At 68.5% G+C, this 13776-nt stretch carries 13 protein-coding genes and 1 tRNA gene; 6 read left to right on the top strand and 8 right to left on the bottom strand.

From position 1 onward, the window contains the following. Positions 1-36 precede the first annotated feature (36 nt). Both ABZX92_RS41895 and ABZX92_RS41890 read right to left on the bottom strand, forming a co-directional pair. Positions 37-110, bottom strand: a tRNA-Met gene (locus ABZX92_RS41895). Positions 111-161: 51 nt separating this feature from the next. Continuing rightward, a complete protein-coding gene (locus tag ABZX92_RS41890) occupies positions 162-3158 on the bottom strand; it encodes a UPF0182 family protein (RefSeq protein ID WP_355571070.1) in 2997 nt (998 codons plus the stop codon). 94 nt (positions 3159-3252) lie between these two features. On the opposite strand from ABZX92_RS41890, the gene ABZX92_RS41885 reads away from it, so the two are divergent. Together ABZX92_RS41885 and ABZX92_RS41880 are read left to right on the top strand one after the other, a co-directional pair. After that, positions 3253-3792 (top strand): PPA1309 family protein, encoded by a 540-nt coding sequence (locus ABZX92_RS41885; protein WP_355571068.1) that lies wholly within the window; start codon positions 3253-3255, stop codon positions 3790-3792. Between the two features lie 552 nt (positions 3793-4344). After that, positions 4345-4902, top strand: a complete 558-nt coding sequence (locus tag ABZX92_RS41880; protein WP_355571067.1) for a hypothetical protein — start codon at positions 4345-4347, stop codon at positions 4900-4902. Between the two features lie 5 nt (positions 4903-4907). On the opposite strand, the gene ABZX92_RS41875 is transcribed toward ABZX92_RS41880, so the two are convergent. Next, positions 4908-5987 (bottom strand): PDZ domain-containing protein, encoded by a 1080-nt coding sequence (locus tag ABZX92_RS41875; protein ID WP_355571065.1) that lies wholly within the window; start codon positions 5985-5987, stop codon positions 4908-4910. A gap of 44 nt (positions 5988-6031) precedes the next feature. Between ABZX92_RS41875 and ABZX92_RS41870 the strand changes: the two genes are divergently transcribed. Beyond that, complete coding sequence (locus ABZX92_RS41870; RefSeq protein ID WP_355571063.1) at positions 6032-7339, top strand: zinc-dependent metalloprotease; 1308 nt, start codon at positions 6032-6034, stop codon at positions 7337-7339. On the opposite strand, the gene ABZX92_RS41865 is transcribed toward ABZX92_RS41870, so the two are convergent. The 3 genes from ABZX92_RS41865 to ABZX92_RS41855 form a co-directional block, all read right to left on the bottom strand. Then, on the bottom strand, positions 7336-7725 hold the full coding sequence (locus ABZX92_RS41865) for an SCP2 sterol-binding domain-containing protein (protein WP_355571061.1): 390 nt from the start codon (positions 7723-7725) through the stop codon (positions 7336-7338). The genes ABZX92_RS41870 and ABZX92_RS41865 overlap by 4 nt on opposite strands. Next, the gene (locus ABZX92_RS41860; RefSeq protein ID WP_355571060.1) at positions 7662-8090 is read right to left on the bottom strand and encodes a hypothetical protein; all 429 of its coding nucleotides are present in this window, start codon (positions 8088-8090) and stop codon (positions 7662-7664) included. Before ABZX92_RS41860 ends, ABZX92_RS41865 begins: the two co-directional genes overlap by 64 nt. A 78-nt stretch (positions 8091-8168) precedes the next feature. Then, positions 8169-8696 carry a M48 family metallopeptidase gene (locus ABZX92_RS41855; protein WP_355571058.1) on the bottom strand — a complete coding sequence of 176 codons (528 nt, stop codon included), beginning with the start codon at positions 8694-8696 and terminating at the stop codon, positions 8169-8171. 194 nt (positions 8697-8890) lie between these two features. Between ABZX92_RS41855 and ABZX92_RS41850 the strand changes: the two genes are divergently transcribed. From ABZX92_RS41850 to ABZX92_RS41840, 3 genes are all read left to right on the top strand, one after another. Continuing rightward, on the top strand, positions 8891-9046 hold the full coding sequence (locus tag ABZX92_RS41850; RefSeq protein ID WP_169774275.1) for a DUF5679 domain-containing protein: 156 nt from the start codon (positions 8891-8893) through the stop codon (positions 9044-9046). Positions 9047-9127: 81 nt separating this feature from the next. Then, positions 9128-9892 (top strand): TOMM precursor leader peptide-binding protein, encoded by a 765-nt coding sequence (locus tag ABZX92_RS41845; protein ID WP_355571056.1) that lies wholly within the window; start codon positions 9128-9130, stop codon positions 9890-9892. Continuing rightward, positions 9889-11199 (top strand): AarF/UbiB family protein, encoded by a 1311-nt coding sequence (locus ABZX92_RS41840; protein ID WP_355571054.1) that lies wholly within the window; start codon positions 9889-9891, stop codon positions 11197-11199. Before ABZX92_RS41845 ends, ABZX92_RS41840 begins: the two co-directional genes overlap by 4 nt. A gap of 1010 nt (positions 11200-12209) precedes the next feature. On the opposite strand, the gene ABZX92_RS41835 is transcribed toward ABZX92_RS41840, so the two are convergent. Next, entirely contained in the window at positions 12210-13082 is an 873-nt protein-coding gene (locus ABZX92_RS41835) for a class I SAM-dependent methyltransferase (protein WP_355571052.1), read from the bottom strand. A gap of 283 nt (positions 13083-13365) precedes the next feature. Next, positions 13366-13689, bottom strand: a complete 324-nt coding sequence (locus ABZX92_RS41830; protein ID WP_045316024.1) for a WhiB family transcriptional regulator — start codon at positions 13687-13689, stop codon at positions 13366-13368. Positions 13690-13776: the final 87 nt, after the last annotated feature.

The raw sequence follows: 13776 nt of genomic DNA, 5'->3' as shown, positions 1-13776 counted from the left end.
CGTCTACATCGCACCGCCGGTCGCCGTCGCGCTGGCGAGCGGGGACAGGATTTGAACCTGCGACCTCTGGGTTATGAGCCCAGCGAGCTACCGAGCTGCTCCACCCCGCGTCGGTAATTAGAACCCTACGCGGGGCGGAGCACTAAATGCAAATCGGGTGGTCAGCCCGACGGAGTGGGGCTGGTCGGCGCGGTCGACGGGGCTGACGGAGCCCCGGTGTTGTACTGCTTGAACCTCTTCGAAGCGTCGTCCAGCTTCTGGTACGCCTGGCCGAGCGCGGTGAAGTCGCTGTTCTGCTGCGCCTTCTTGATGTCGGCCAACGCCGAGTCGATGTCGTTGATCGCCTTCTGCAGGTCAGGGCTCAACGACGCGTTGGCCGGCGGCGTGGTCGACGGCGGCGTCGAGGTCTGCCCGTTGCCGTTGTTGTTGTTGTTGCTCTGCGGCGGCACGACCGAACCGGTGCCGCTGAGCACCTGCTCCAGCGCCTCGCTCAACGTTGACGCGTACCCGACCCGGTCGCCGTACCAGACGAGCACCTTGGACAGCTGCGGATACGACGTGTTGTTGGACGCTCGCTCGATGTAGACGGGTTCGACGTAGAGCAGCGCGCCACCCACGGGAAGCGTGAGCAGGTTGCCGTAGACGACCGTCGTCTTCTGCTGTGTCAGCAGGTTGAGCTCGCGGCTGACGTTGTCCGACGTGAGGAACTGGGTCTGGATCTGCTGCGGGCCCTTGGCGTCGGTGTTGAGCTGGAGCACGTTGATCTTGCCGTAGTTGTCCGGGTCCGACCCCACCGAGACGTAGGACGCCATGAACTCCCGGTTCTCGCGCACGAGCGGGCTGGTCAGCTGGAAGCGGACCTTGCTCGCGTCGGTCGGGTCACCGGCGAGGACGTAGAACGGCGGCTGGGCGTCCCTGCGCTTGTTCGCCGCGTCCTGCTGGGCCTGCGCCGTGGTCACGTTGTCGATCGTCGGGTCCTGCGGCGGGGCCCAGTAGGAGACACCGGAGTAGAAGTCCGACGGGGACTGCACGTGGTACTTCGACAGGATCTGCCGCTGCACCTTGAACAGGTCCTCGGGGTAGCGGAAGTGCGACCGCAGCTCGTTCGAGATGTCACTGGCCGGCTTGACGGTGCCCGGGAAGACACCCATCCACGCCTTGAGGACCGGGTCCTTCTCGTCGATCGCGAACAGGTTCACCGAGCCGTCGTAGGCGTCCACAGTGGCCTTGACCGAGTTGCGGATGTAGTTGACGGGCTTGTTGATCTGCGAGACGACCACGCCGTCCGCGGTGAGCGAGTCGTTGGTCGCGTCGCTCAGCGGGGTGCGCTGCGCGTACGGGTAGTTGTCCAGCGTGGTGTAGCCGTCGACGATCCACGTGATGCGGCCGTTCACCACGGCCGGGTACGGGTCGCTGTCGACGGTCAGCCACGGTGCGACGGCCTGCACGCGGTCGCGCGGGGTGCGCTTGAACAGGATCTTCGAGTCGTCCGCGATCGACTGGTTGAAGAGGATGTTCCGCTCGCCGTAGTACGCGGCGAACGCCAGCTTGTTGATCAGGTTGCCGACCGGGACGCCACCGGAACCGGTGTAGGTGTAGGACTTCGCGTCGGTGTCGTACTCCGCCGCCGAACCGGTGGGCCGGCCGCCGACGATCGAGTAGTCGCTGGCGCCGAACAGCTCGCCGTAGTAGGTGCGCGGCTGGTCGACCTTGATGCCGTTCTCGGCGTTGCGGATCGAGCCGTCCGGCGCGACCTCACCGGTCTTGAAGTCCGGGTAGCCACCGTTGGTCTGGTCGGCGTCCGCGTTCACCTTGTTCGCCTCGGCGTAGACGAAGCCGTTGCCGTGCGTGTAGATGAGGTGCTGGTTGATCCAGTCGCGCTGCCCCTGCGGCAGGCTGTCGAGCTTGAGCTCGCGGACGGCCACGATGTAGTCGCGCAGCTTCTCGTCCACTTTGTACCGGTCGACGTCGAGCTTGTTCGGGAACCCGTAGAACGGCCGCAGCTGGGTGAACTGCGTGAAGGTCCGCGACAGCACGGCCGGGTCGAGCAGGCGGATGTTGCCCAGCGTCGCCGCGTCGTTGGTCTTGATCTGGTCGTTGGTGACGGTCTGCTTGCCCTCGTAGGGCTTCGTCGAGACCTTGTCGTCGGTCAACCCGAACGACTGCCGTGTCGCCTCGATGTTGCGGGTGATCGACTGGGCTTCCTTCTGGATGGCGTTCGGCTTGACCGAGAACTGCTCCAGCACCGCGGGCCACGCCGCGCCGACGAGCACGCTCGACAGCACCAGCAGGACGGTCGCGATGGCCGGCAGCTGCACGTTGCGCATGAACGCGCCCGCGAAGAACGCGATCGCGCAGAACACCGCGATGCACAGCAGGATCAGCTTGGCGGGCAGCACCGCGTTGAGGTCGGTGTAGCTCGCGCCGACGAACTTCTCGTTCTCGTGCAGCAGCAGCTCGTACCGGTCGAAGAAGTACGCGACCGCCTTCAGCAGCACGAACGAGCCGGCGACGAGCGCCAGGTGCAGCCGCGCGGGCCCGGAGAGCTGACCGCCGCGACCGGCCAGCCGGATCCCGCCGAAGAGGTAGTGCGCGATCACCGCGCCGATGAACGACACCGCCGTGACGATGAACAGCCACGACAGCAGCCACTCGTAGAACGGCAGCTTGAACGCGTAGAAGCCGATGTCGTGCCCGAACTGCGGATCCGTGATCCCGAACGGCTGGGAGTTGAGGAAGAGCTGGATCTGCTGCCAGTCCGCCTGCGCCGACGCGCCCGCGATCAACCCGACGAACACCGGGATGCCGATCGCGAACAACCGCATCCGCCGCATCACCACCGTGCGGTAGCGGGCCACCGGGTCATCGGGCCCCGACACCGGCACGAACACGGGCCGCGCCCGGTACGCGAGGTACAGGTTGAGCGCGACGATGCCGCCGACCACGACCCCCACGGCCAGGAACAGCCCCAGACGGGTGAGGAGCACTGTGCTGTAGACGTTGCGGAAATTCACCTCGCCGAACCACAGCCAGTTCACGTAGGTGTCGAGCAGCCGCGATCCCGTGATGAGACCGAACAGGAGCACAACACCGACGATGAGCAGTATTCGGCTGCGTCGGGACAGTTTCGGCAGTCCGACCGGAGGCCGTGTGGCCACGAGGCACGCTCCTGGATCGCGGAATTTCAATACGTACGTTTAGTCCAACTCTACGGACGACGCCCTGGGTTCCCGTGAAGTCCGCAGTCTTACGATGACACGCGTGTCAGCGAGTGAAACGCCAGCGGTCATCCTCCCGACGGTCGCCCGCGAGGTAGAGGAGTTCGTCGGGGCGGGCGGCTGGGAGCAGCCCCCGCAACTCTTCGCCCTCGTGGCCACCTCAGACCTGATCAGCCAGCAACCGGAGCTGCGGGACCAGCTCGACGCGGAGTCGTCCCCGCTGACTCCGATCGCCCAAGACGCCCTCGAGGGTGACCTGGGCGACGCGCTGGCGGGCATCGAGTGGCCCCCGACCGTGACCGGCTGCGCGCTGGCCCAGGAGATCGTGGTCCTGCCCCCGGAGGCGGAAACCGAGCTGAGCCACGGCGAACTGGACGACGAGGCCGCTCGCAGGTTCGCCGCCGAACACCCGGCCCGCCGCGAGGCCCGCCTGGTCGCCGCCGTGCTGCGCGACGGCTCGGTCTCCTGCGTGCTGCGGCTGCGCGGGACGGTCGAGGTGCCGGAGGAGGTCGTCGAGCACCCGGAGCTCGCGCCCAACCTCACCGACGCCCTGCTCGCCACGCTGCGACCCTAGCCCGCTCCCTGATCACGCCCCCAGGCTGACACAACCCCGGCACGTGATCGCGCCGGGGTTGTGATCTCGCGTGTTCGCGTTCAGCGGACACCGCCTCGTACCGCGGTCCAGACCGCCGGACCCGCGCACGTCAGCGATCTTGTCGGACCCTCTGCCTGCGGGTTGCAACCCGCTGAGAACGTTGAGTTCTACCGACTCGGTGACCTGCTCCTGGCCAGGGCGGACACGGCCACCGTGTCCTGTCTGCTGTTGGAGCGTCCGCGGGTACCGCGACGTTCGGCAGGGTGGTCGCGAAGGCAGCCGTCGCGGTCGGCGTACCTGTCGCTGGTCGGCATCCTCCTGGGGAACAGTCGAGCGCGACCGTCGTGGCCGTCGTCGCACGTCAGCGATCTTGTCGGACCCTCTGAGTACGTTGAGATGTAGGGGTTCCCAGGTCGGGGGTACCCCTGCGCGAGCACGCACCCGCAGGCCGCAACGGGTCGAATCCACCGACGCCGAGCGGACGGCGATTCTCGGTGGCGGCGACGCGAGGCGGTTGTCTACGGTCCGGCCATGTCCGTCGATCTCTGGGCCACCATGCGCGCGCCGATCTCCCTCAAGGAGCTCGTCGCCGGTGCACGCCAGACGATCGGCCGGCTCCTGGGGATCGACGCCCCGCCCGTCATCCAGGTCTTCGCGGACCGGCAGTGGGGCGAGACCGGTCTCGTCTACGCGGGCCGTCGCCTGGCCGCGGCCGAACAGCGGTCCTTGACGGTCGCGGAGCTCGACCCGAACGCACCTGCCGACCAGTCGAGCCGTCGCTGGTACCACTTCGCGACGCCTGCCGGGGACGGCGCGGCGGCGGTCGCGTTCGACCACGTCGAGCCGTCCTTCAGGCCGCACCGGACCTGCGTCGGTGTCGTGACCGCGACCGCACTAGCGCTCACCGCCGCCGCACTGGGCGGCGGTGAGTTCGTCGACATCAACATCTTCATGCTGCAGCCGCCGGAGTCCGACCCCGAGCGGGTGATCGAACTGACGAGACTGCCCGACCGCGGCCAGGACTTCGCCGAGCGGTGCGAGCGCTACCTGCGCCAGTTCGCTCACCTGGAGGGCTGGCCGCCGGACTGACGGGATCAGCAGGCCGGCGTCGACTCGCCCTTGTTCAGCGCGTCCAGCGACGACACCGCGTCCTTCAGGTTCTCGACCTTGATCAGCTTCAGGCCGTCCGGCGCCTGCTGCTTCGCGTCCTGGCAGTTGGCCGACGGCACGAGGAACGCCGTCGCGCCCGCCTCCTTGGCCGCCACCATCTTGAACGCGATGCCGCCGATCGGCTTGACCGTGCCGTCGCCGGTGATCTCGCCGGTGCCCGCGATGGCCTTGCCGCCGTTGAGCTCGCCCGGCGTCAGCTTGTCGACGATGCCCAGCGCGAAGATCAGGCCGGCGGACGGGCCGCCGACGTCGGAGAGGCTGATCTTGATCTTGAACGGCACGTCGGCGCGGTCCACCGGGAGGATGCCGATGAAGCCCGCCGGGCGGCCGTCGTCGCGGGTGCCGAGGGTGAGCTGCGTCGACTTCGAGGTGCCGTCCTTCTCGAACGCGACCTCGATGTGGTCGCCCGGCTTGGTGTTCTCCAAGGCGGCGCTCACGTCGGCCGCGGTCTGCACCTGCTTGCCGTTGACCGAGATGATGCGGGCGCCGAGCGGGATGACGTTCTCCGCGGGGCTGCCCTTGGTCACCTGGTTGGCGATCACCTTGCCCGGATAGCCGAGGTAGTGCAGCGCGGCGACCTCGGCCGAGGTCTGCGACTCGCTGAACGCGAGCTCGTTGTTCTTCTGCACCTCCTCCTCCGACTCGCCGGGCTTGAAGAACTCCTCGCGCGGCGCGAGGGCGTAGCGGCCGGACAGCCACAGGCCGAGAGCGCCGAACAGCGACACGTCGTCGGTGAGCGAGACCGTCGTCATGCGCAGGGTTCCGTTGGTGGGGAAGGTGTTCTGGCCGTCCACCGAGACGACGTCGGTGTCCTTCACCTTGCCGAGCACGTCGTAGGTCGGGCCGGGGCCCAGCGCGACGTACGGGACTCTGGCGAAACCGCCGAGCAGTCCGAGTGCCGCCACCACGAGGAAGCTGACGATCAGCGTCCACGTCCGGCGGGTCAGTCCGCGCTCCCTCGGCGGGGGCGCGGGAGCGGGTGCGGTCGTGACGGTTTCACTCACGGCTGAACAGCGTACGACCATGTGGATCCGCGTACGGTAGAGGCATGAGTGACGTGCCGTTCGGGTTCAGCCCGCACGACCCCGACGACAAGAGCGGGAAGCCGGGAGACAACCCGTTCGACTTCAACCAGCTGGGCAACATGCTGAGCCAGCTGGGCTCCATGCTGAGCAACGCGGGGTCGTCGAGCGGGCCGGTCAACTACGACCTCGCCAAGCAGATCGCGTTCCAGCAGCTGTCCTCGTCGACCACCACGATCGGGTTCGCCGCCGATCAGTCGAGCGCGGTCACCGACGCCGTGCACCTGGCCGAGATGTGGCTGGACCCGGTCACGTCGCTGCCCGCGGGCAGCCGCACGACCCAGGCGTGGACCGCCCGCGACTGGATCGAGCGCACGATCCCCACCTGGCAGCGCCTGTGCGACCCGGTCGCGCAGCGCATGTCCAGCGCGTGGGTCGAGGCGATGCCCGCCGAGGCGAAGCAGGCGGCCGGTCCGCTGCTCGCGATGCTCGGCCAGATGGGCGGCATGGCGTTCGGCTCGCAGCTCGGCAACGCGCTGGCGCAGCTCGGCGCCGAGGTCCTCACCTCGACCGACGTCGGCCTGCCGCTCGGCCCCGAGGGCACGGCGGCGCTGCTGCCCGCGAACATCGAGAAGTTCACCGAGGGCCTGGAGCGCCCGGCCTCCGAGGTGATGGTGTTCCTCGCCGCCCGCGAGGCCGCTCACCAGCGCCTCTTCACGCACGTGCCGTGGCTGCGGCAGCGCCTGCTCGACACCGTCGAGGAGTTCGCCAAGGGCATCAAGGTCGACACCTCCGCCCTGGAGCAGCTCGCGGGCCAGATCGACCCGTCCAACCCCGCCTCCATCGAGGAGGCCATGGGCTCCGGCCTGCTCGAACCGCAGACCACTCCGGAGCAGAAGGCGGCGCTGACCCGCCTGGAGACGCTCCTGGCCCTGGTCGAGGGCTGGGTGGACGTCGTGGTCGACGCCGCCGTGGCCGACCGCCTGCCCGGTGCCCCCGCGCTGCGCGAGACGCTGCGCCGCCGCCGTGCCTCCGGTGGCCCGGCCGAGCAGACCTTCGCGACCCTGGTCGGCCTGGAGCTGCGTCCGCGCAAGCTGCGGGCCGCCTCCGCGCTGTGGAAGCTCGTCGGCGACCAGCACGGCGTCGAGGTACGCGACAGCGTCTGGGAGCACGCCGAGCTCGTCCCGACCGCGGAGGACCTGGACGACCCGCTGGAGTTCGCGGAGCGCCTGGCCAACACCCGCAAGGCCCTCGAAGACCCGATGGCCGAGCTCGAACGCACCATGCGCGAGGACGGCGACAAGCCCGAGGACGACAAGCCCGACGAAAGCTAGATCCGGGAGAACAGGCGGCCGAACCGCAGCACCAGCCACGGCCGCCTGCCGCGCACAACCGGCCAGGCTCGCGAGCGGCTCACCAGCCCGACCGAGCCGAGCAGGAAGCCGGCCGGATCGACGGAGATGCGCACGTCGGCGCGACGCGGACGGCCGGGCTCGACCCGGACCGCCCCGTCGCGCACGTGCAGCGTCCAGTCGTCACCACCGCGCAGCCGCAGGTGGTAGGTGCCGCTCGCGCGACGGGCGATTTCCTGATCCGTCAGCAGCACCACTGCGGGCAGCAAGCCGCGCAGACACGCCACGGCCTGCGCTCGCGTGATCAGCCAGGGACGGCCGAGCGCACGCGCGAGGTCGGTGCCGTGCAGCAGCAGTTCGCTGAGCATGCTCGCGCACAGGCCATATGCGGTGTGCTCGACGGTGAAGTACCAGACCCGCTGATCAGGGTCCGGCAGTGCGCCAGCAGTGCCGCCACCTCGCTCTCGAGCGCATCGGCGAGGCTCGCCGGTTCGCGGTCGGCGACGGCGTCGATCTCGCGCTGGTTCTCCTCGGCGAGCGAGACGGGAAACGGCGTCGGGGCCGAGGCCATCCGCAGGTAGCGACCGGGCAGCCCCACCAGGTGGGCCCCTGTCTCCGCCACCGACCAGGTGACCCGTGCGAGCGGCACGGACCCGTCCGGGAAGGCCCGCAACAGACCGCCGACCCGTGCCGCCGCCACGCGAACCTCCTCGCGCAACTGCGGCCAGTCCAACACTCCCTCCTCCGCGACCCGAACACGCGAAACGCCCGGCGAGCACACCCCCACCGGGCGTTCTTCGCGTTCAGCTGATCAGTCTTCCGAGATGCCCCAGCCTGCGGCGGCTGAGAGACCTTCCAGGTAACCCATGGCCCGCTCGGTCTTCGGGTAGCGGTGAACCCACTCCCAGAAGTCCTTGCCGTGCCCTGGTACGAGCAGGTGCGCGAGCTCGTGCACCAGCACGTAGTCGAGCACCCACGGCGGCACCTCACGCAGACGCTCGGACACGCGGATCGTGCCCTCGGTCGGCGTGCAGGACGCCCAGCGCGTGCGCATGGGGGGCACCCAGCGCACGCTGACGGGGTCGGCGAGCGAGTCCAGGTACCGCGCCGACAGCTCGGCACAGCGCGCCATCAACGCCTCGTCCGACGTGCGCGCAGGGGATCTCCTGCGCGTCTCGCTGCGCTGGAGGCGGCTCAACATCTCCGCCACCCAGTGCTTCTCTTCCCCCTTGGTCATCCGTGCCGGCAGAAGGACGACGACCGTGTCGCCCTCCCGGTACGCGCTGACCATGCGGCGGCGCCGGGGGCTCCGCCGCACCTCCACCCGCGGTTCGGCCATGCAGTCACCGTAAACGTCGGCACCGACAATTTTCGGCCCCCAACCGGCCGCACGCGGACACCCGGCGGGTGAAGTTCCACCGAACGGCGGCTGGACACGCGCGGATGAACCTGCGCGGATTCACCGCCTCGCCCAGGTACCGTCGCGCCAAGGTCCTCGAGTGTGTCCGCACTCACAACTGCAAGGGAGGGGCCGTGGCCGAGAAGTACAACGGCTACTGCGTCAAGTGTCGGGAGAAGCGCGACTTCGACGGCAAGGTCGAGGAGACCAACGGCCGGCGCATGGCGAAGGGCACCTGCCCTGTCTGCGGCACGAAGATGACGCGGATCCTCGGCAAGGCCAAGGTTTGACATTTCCGCTGGCAGGGGGCTCCGCCCCCTGCCAGTCTTTCTCACGTGGACACGAGACCTCGCGTACGTGCAGGACTGGCCGTGGTGCGCCGCGGACCGGGCGTCGTGCAGGTCGGCATCGACCCGAAGCACGCCGTGGTGATCGACTCGCTGCCTGAGGCGCTCATCGACGAGCTGATCACCCTCGACGGCCGCCACACCGTCGCTGAACTGGGTGAAAGACTGAAAAATCGCGGCGAGAACCCGCAGCAGTTGATCGACGTTCTGGCCTCGCTCGACGAGGCCGGCCTGCTCGACACCGGCCACCCCGCGAGGGACGCGACGGCCGCCGTCCACGGCGCCGGACACCTTGCGCTCTCCATTACTTCGCTTCTAGCTGAATCAAACATTCAGCTCGCCCACAACGCGGATCTGACCGTGCTGGCGGCGACGCTCGTCCCCGATCCGAACCTCGTGAGCACGCTGATGGTGTTCCGCACACCGCATCTGCCCGTGCGCGTGCGTGAAGGCGTGGGCATCGTCGGCCCGTTGGTCCTGCCAGGCCGTTCCTCCTGCCTGAACTGCGCCGACCTGCACCGCGCCGACCACGATCCGGCCTGGCCCGTCATCGCCGCGCAGCTGGTGGGCAAGCCGGCGTCCACCGACGTGCTGTTCGCCTCGGGCACGGCGGCGCTGGCCGTGGTGCAGATCCTGGAGTCGTTGATCTACCTCCGCGGCCGCGACCTGGCCCCGCCGCCCGTGCTCAACGCCACCCTCGAGCTGGACCTCGTGACCGGCGTTGCTGAGAGGCGAAGCTGGTATCCGCACCCTGACTGTCAGTGCGCCGCACATAACATGGCCGAGTGACCGAGATTCCGCGCAAGGCCGTGCAGCGCACCGCCAAGCTGGCCAGCCTCCCGCTCGGGGTGGCGGGCCGGGTGGTCGGCGGCTGGGGGAAGCGACTCACCGGACGCGCGGCCGACGAGGTCAACGCCGAGGTGACCGCCAAGACCGCGGAACAGGTCTTCGCGGTGCTCGGCCAGCTCAAGGGCGGCGCGATGAAGTTCGGCCAGGCCCTGAGCGTCTTCGAGGCGGCGGTCCCGGACGAGCTCGCCGCCCCGTACCGCGAGGCGCTGACCAAACTCCAGACCGCGGCGCCGCCCATGCCGGCCCGCACCACCCACCGCGTGCTCGCCGAACAGCTCGGCGCCTCCTGGACGAAGCGCTTCCAGGAGTTCGACGACGACCCGGCCGCCTCGGCGTCCATCGGTCAAGTGCACCGCGCGGTGTGGCACGACGGCCGCGAAGTAGCCGTGAAGGTCCAGTACCCAGGAGCCGACGAGGCCCTGCGCGCCGACCTGAAGCAACTTCTCCGCTTCTCCCGCCTGCTGCAGGCGATCATGCCCGGCACCGACGTGCGCCCACTGCTGGAGGAGCTGCGCGACCGGTACCTGGAAGAGCTCGACTACCGCGACGAGGCCGCCAACCAGCGCACCTTCGCCAAGGCCTTCGAGAACGACGACCACGTCCTCGTCCCGCGCGTGGTCGCCTCGTCCCCCAAGGTCATGGTGACCGAGTGGACCTCCGGCGTAGGCCTCTCCACGATCATCCGCGAAGGCTCGGTCGAAGACCGCGACCTGGCCGGCCAGCGCCTGGCCGAGTTCCACTTCTCGGCCCCGTCCCGCTCGGGCCTGCTGCACGCCGACCCGCACCCCGGCAACTTCATGCTGGGCGACGACGGCCGCCTGCGCGTGATCGACTTCGGCGCCGTGGCCCGCCTCCCCGACGGCCTTCCCAAAACCCTGGGCCTGATGACCCGCCTCGCCCTGGACGGCCGCTCCGCGGACCTCGTGGAACTCCTGCGCACGGAGAACTTCATCCGCGAGGGCATGTCCCTGCACGGCGAAGACGTCCTCGGCTACCTGGCCCCGTTCGTGGAACCGCTGCGCACCGAGTCGTTCCACTTCACCCGCCGCTGGCTCCAGTCCCAAGCCGAGCGAGTGGGCGACCTCCGCAGCCCGGACTCACAAACGGGCCGCTCCCTGAACCTGCCACCTCAATACCTGCTGATTCACCGCGTGACATTGGGCGCAACAGGCATTCTCTGCCAGTTGGACGCCCACGTGACCGCACGCGAAATCGTCGCCCGCTGGCAACCAGGATTCGACGACTAACTCGTCCGAGTGAACGTTCGTCAAGTTGTCCACAGGTTGGCTCCGAGCCCCTTTTCTCCACCCCAGCTTGCGCCACGATGGACGCATGGCCCCCATCGCAAGCACCGCTGACCTGCACAAATCCGGACTCTCCCGCCGCGAGATCCAACGCCACTGCATGCCCACCGGCCCCTGGCAACAGCTGCTCCCCGGCGTAGTCCTGCAAAAGCCGACACCGCCAACCCGCCTGGACCGCCTCCGCGCAGTCCTGTTCTTCGCGGGCCCTTCATCCGTGATCACCGGTGCGGACGCACTCGCCCAACAGGGAGCCTCACTACCTCTCCCCCGGCACATTCACGTGCTGGCAGGAATGAACACGCGCCGCTCCCACCCCTCAATTCTCTTCGAGCGCACAACCCGCCCACCCGAAGTCGTGGAACGCAACGCCCTCCGCCTGGCCACCCCGCCCCGAGCCACCCTGGACCTGGCCCGCCGCTCGGCCAACCCGCGCGAGGTAGTAGCCATCCTCGACGCCGTGATCGACGCCCGCTTGTGCTCGCCCACCGATCTCCACAGGGAGCTGGAACAAAGCAGCCGACGAGGAACGGCCCTGATCAGACAGGCCTTACGCCACCTCTACCCACAAGCGAACCCATAACAGCGCCGATGCCGCGGGCGAGGCGCTCTTCCCGTGCGTTCCGGTGGCCCCGTCACGAGTCGCGCCCGATCGTTTGCCGCAACCGGCAGCCGCTCAACGCAAGCCGACCACCAGCCCAGGTCGCGGACTGAAACCGCAGCGTCCGCCGCCACCCCGCCCGCCTGCGAACCCGAAACAGGACCAGCCTCAACGCCAGTACTCGTCCGGCAGCTTGCCCTCAATATCCCGCACATGCGTTTTAGCGCAAACGTGACACAACCACCGAACCGCCGCTCCGTCCCGCTCACACGACCAAGCCAAAAACTCCAGGTCAGAAACGGAGGACCGCACCCGCCCACATCTGTGGCACGCCGCAATCGCCTGCGTCACGCAGTCACCGCCGCCGCCCCAGGTGAACCGTGTCGGTCTCCAGCAAGAACACATCCTCACGAGCGCCGACAAACTCGGAGTCAGAGGGGTTCAGCAGCCGCCGCAACGCATCCCGATCAGCCGGATGCAGATACGACGAGGTGATCTCGGACAACCAGGTGAGCCGATCAACGGCCCACTCGCGAACGAGGTGCTTGGCCGGCGCCGGATGATCAACAACAAAGCTGAACGCGGAAATCTCCCCAAGTCCGGCATCAGCCAGCGCCACGTTCCATCCAACCGGCAATCGCACCGACCCGGTCATCTTCTCGCGCATCGAAACGAACCAGTCGGCGCGAGCCGCGGCCATGCGATCGGCGAGCCCCGGCTCACCAACCCCGAGATCCCAAGGCAGGAACCGAGTCTCAAGCCCACCTTCGGCCAACGCCAGCCACCCACCAGGAGCCAGCGCGTCAACCAGCCGGCGAACGCCGCGCAACTGATCAGGAAGGTGATGGATCACCCGAGAGCCCCACACGAGCTCGACCGGCCCGGCGAACGACAACGGGTCCTCAACAGCAAGATCCGCCAGAACGGGCTTGACGGACACAGCGCCGTCAGCCTCGGCACGGGCAGCCGCGCAGGCCGCGTCCAGCAACTCGGGCGTGGCGTCGACCAGCACCAACACGCCACCGCCGTGCTCGCGCAACGCCGAGACCAGCGGCACGCTCATGGATCCGGCGCCACAGCCGACGTCCATCACGACCGGCGAGTCGGGCAGCAACCCCACCAGTCTGCGCGCGACAGCGGAGAGCGCCTCGGACTGCAGCGATCCGTAGCGCCTCATCGCGTGGAGGCGGGCGGACCAGTCGATTCCGTCGTGGGTGTGGTGCGGCACAAAAGGAACGGTACGGAGGAACGGCCGAGGCCGCCATCCACCTTCTCGTGGATGACGGCCTCAGCTCGAGACTGTCAGAGGTCGAAGCGAGCCGCTCTGCGACCGGCCCATCGCGCCAACCTGCGCCAACGTTGCGCTGACGCGAGGCGGTTCGCCAGGCGTTGCTCTTCTGCGAACCTCTGGGCTTCTTGTATTCGTATTCGCACGAGTTCTTCATTCAGAGACATGGGAGTCAGGCCCTCGTTCAGGTAGGTGGGGAGCGCGCTGTTGCTGGTCACGGTGTTCACGCAGCCGCCTCCGTCTTGTCAGCGGTGACGACAGCTGCCGCGTCCTTGCGCGGACGGCCACGGGGCCGCTTCCGCGCGATCACGACACCGCGCTCGAAGATCTCTCCACCCCAGACACCCCACGGCTCGTGCCGCGCGATCGCGCCGGCGAGGCACTCGGCCAGCACCGGGCAGGTCCCGCAGAAGGACTTCGCCTTCTCCAGGTCGGTCGGCGCGTCAGCGAACCAGAGGTCGGGGTTGTGGGTGCGGCAGGGCAGGTCAAGCCCCTCCGCGAGGTCCGGAAGTGTCTCGCCGGTGAGCGGGACAGTTGCCGTCAACATCAGGGTTTTCTCCTTGTGTGGGGTACTGCAAAAACACGAAAGCCGCGGACTCTGTGCGAGTCCGCGGCTTTCGTGAGCCTGGTGGTG

Source organism: Lentzea sp. NPDC006480, from assembly GCF_040611995.1.
In the GTDB taxonomy this organism is placed as follows: Bacteria; Actinomycetota; Actinomycetes; order Mycobacteriales; family Pseudonocardiaceae; genus Lentzea.
Note: the sequence above shows the minus strand (reverse complement) of the source record. Positions and strands in the feature narration are given on the sequence as shown.

Coding starts and splice junctions, on each gene's coding strand:
- ABZX92_RS41855 (WP_355571058.1), bottom strand. CDS start 8,696: ATGGCCGAACCGCGGGTGGAGGTGCGGCGGAGCCCCCGGCGCCGCCGC.
- ABZX92_RS41830 (WP_045316024.1), bottom strand. CDS start 13,689: ATGTTGACGGCAACTGTCCCGCTCACCGGCGAGACACTTCCGGACCTC.
- ABZX92_RS41870 (WP_355571063.1), top strand. CDS start 6,032: ATGAGTGACGTGCCGTTCGGGTTCAGCCCGCACGACCCCGACGACAAG.
- ABZX92_RS41880 (WP_355571067.1), top strand. CDS start 4,345: ATGTCCGTCGATCTCTGGGCCACCATGCGCGCGCCGATCTCCCTCAAG.
- ABZX92_RS41865 (WP_355571061.1), bottom strand. CDS start 7,725: ATGCTCAGCGAACTGCTGCTGCACGGCACCGACCTCGCGCGTGCGCTC.
- ABZX92_RS41885 (WP_355571068.1), top strand. CDS start 3,253: ATGACACGCGTGTCAGCGAGTGAAACGCCAGCGGTCATCCTCCCGACG.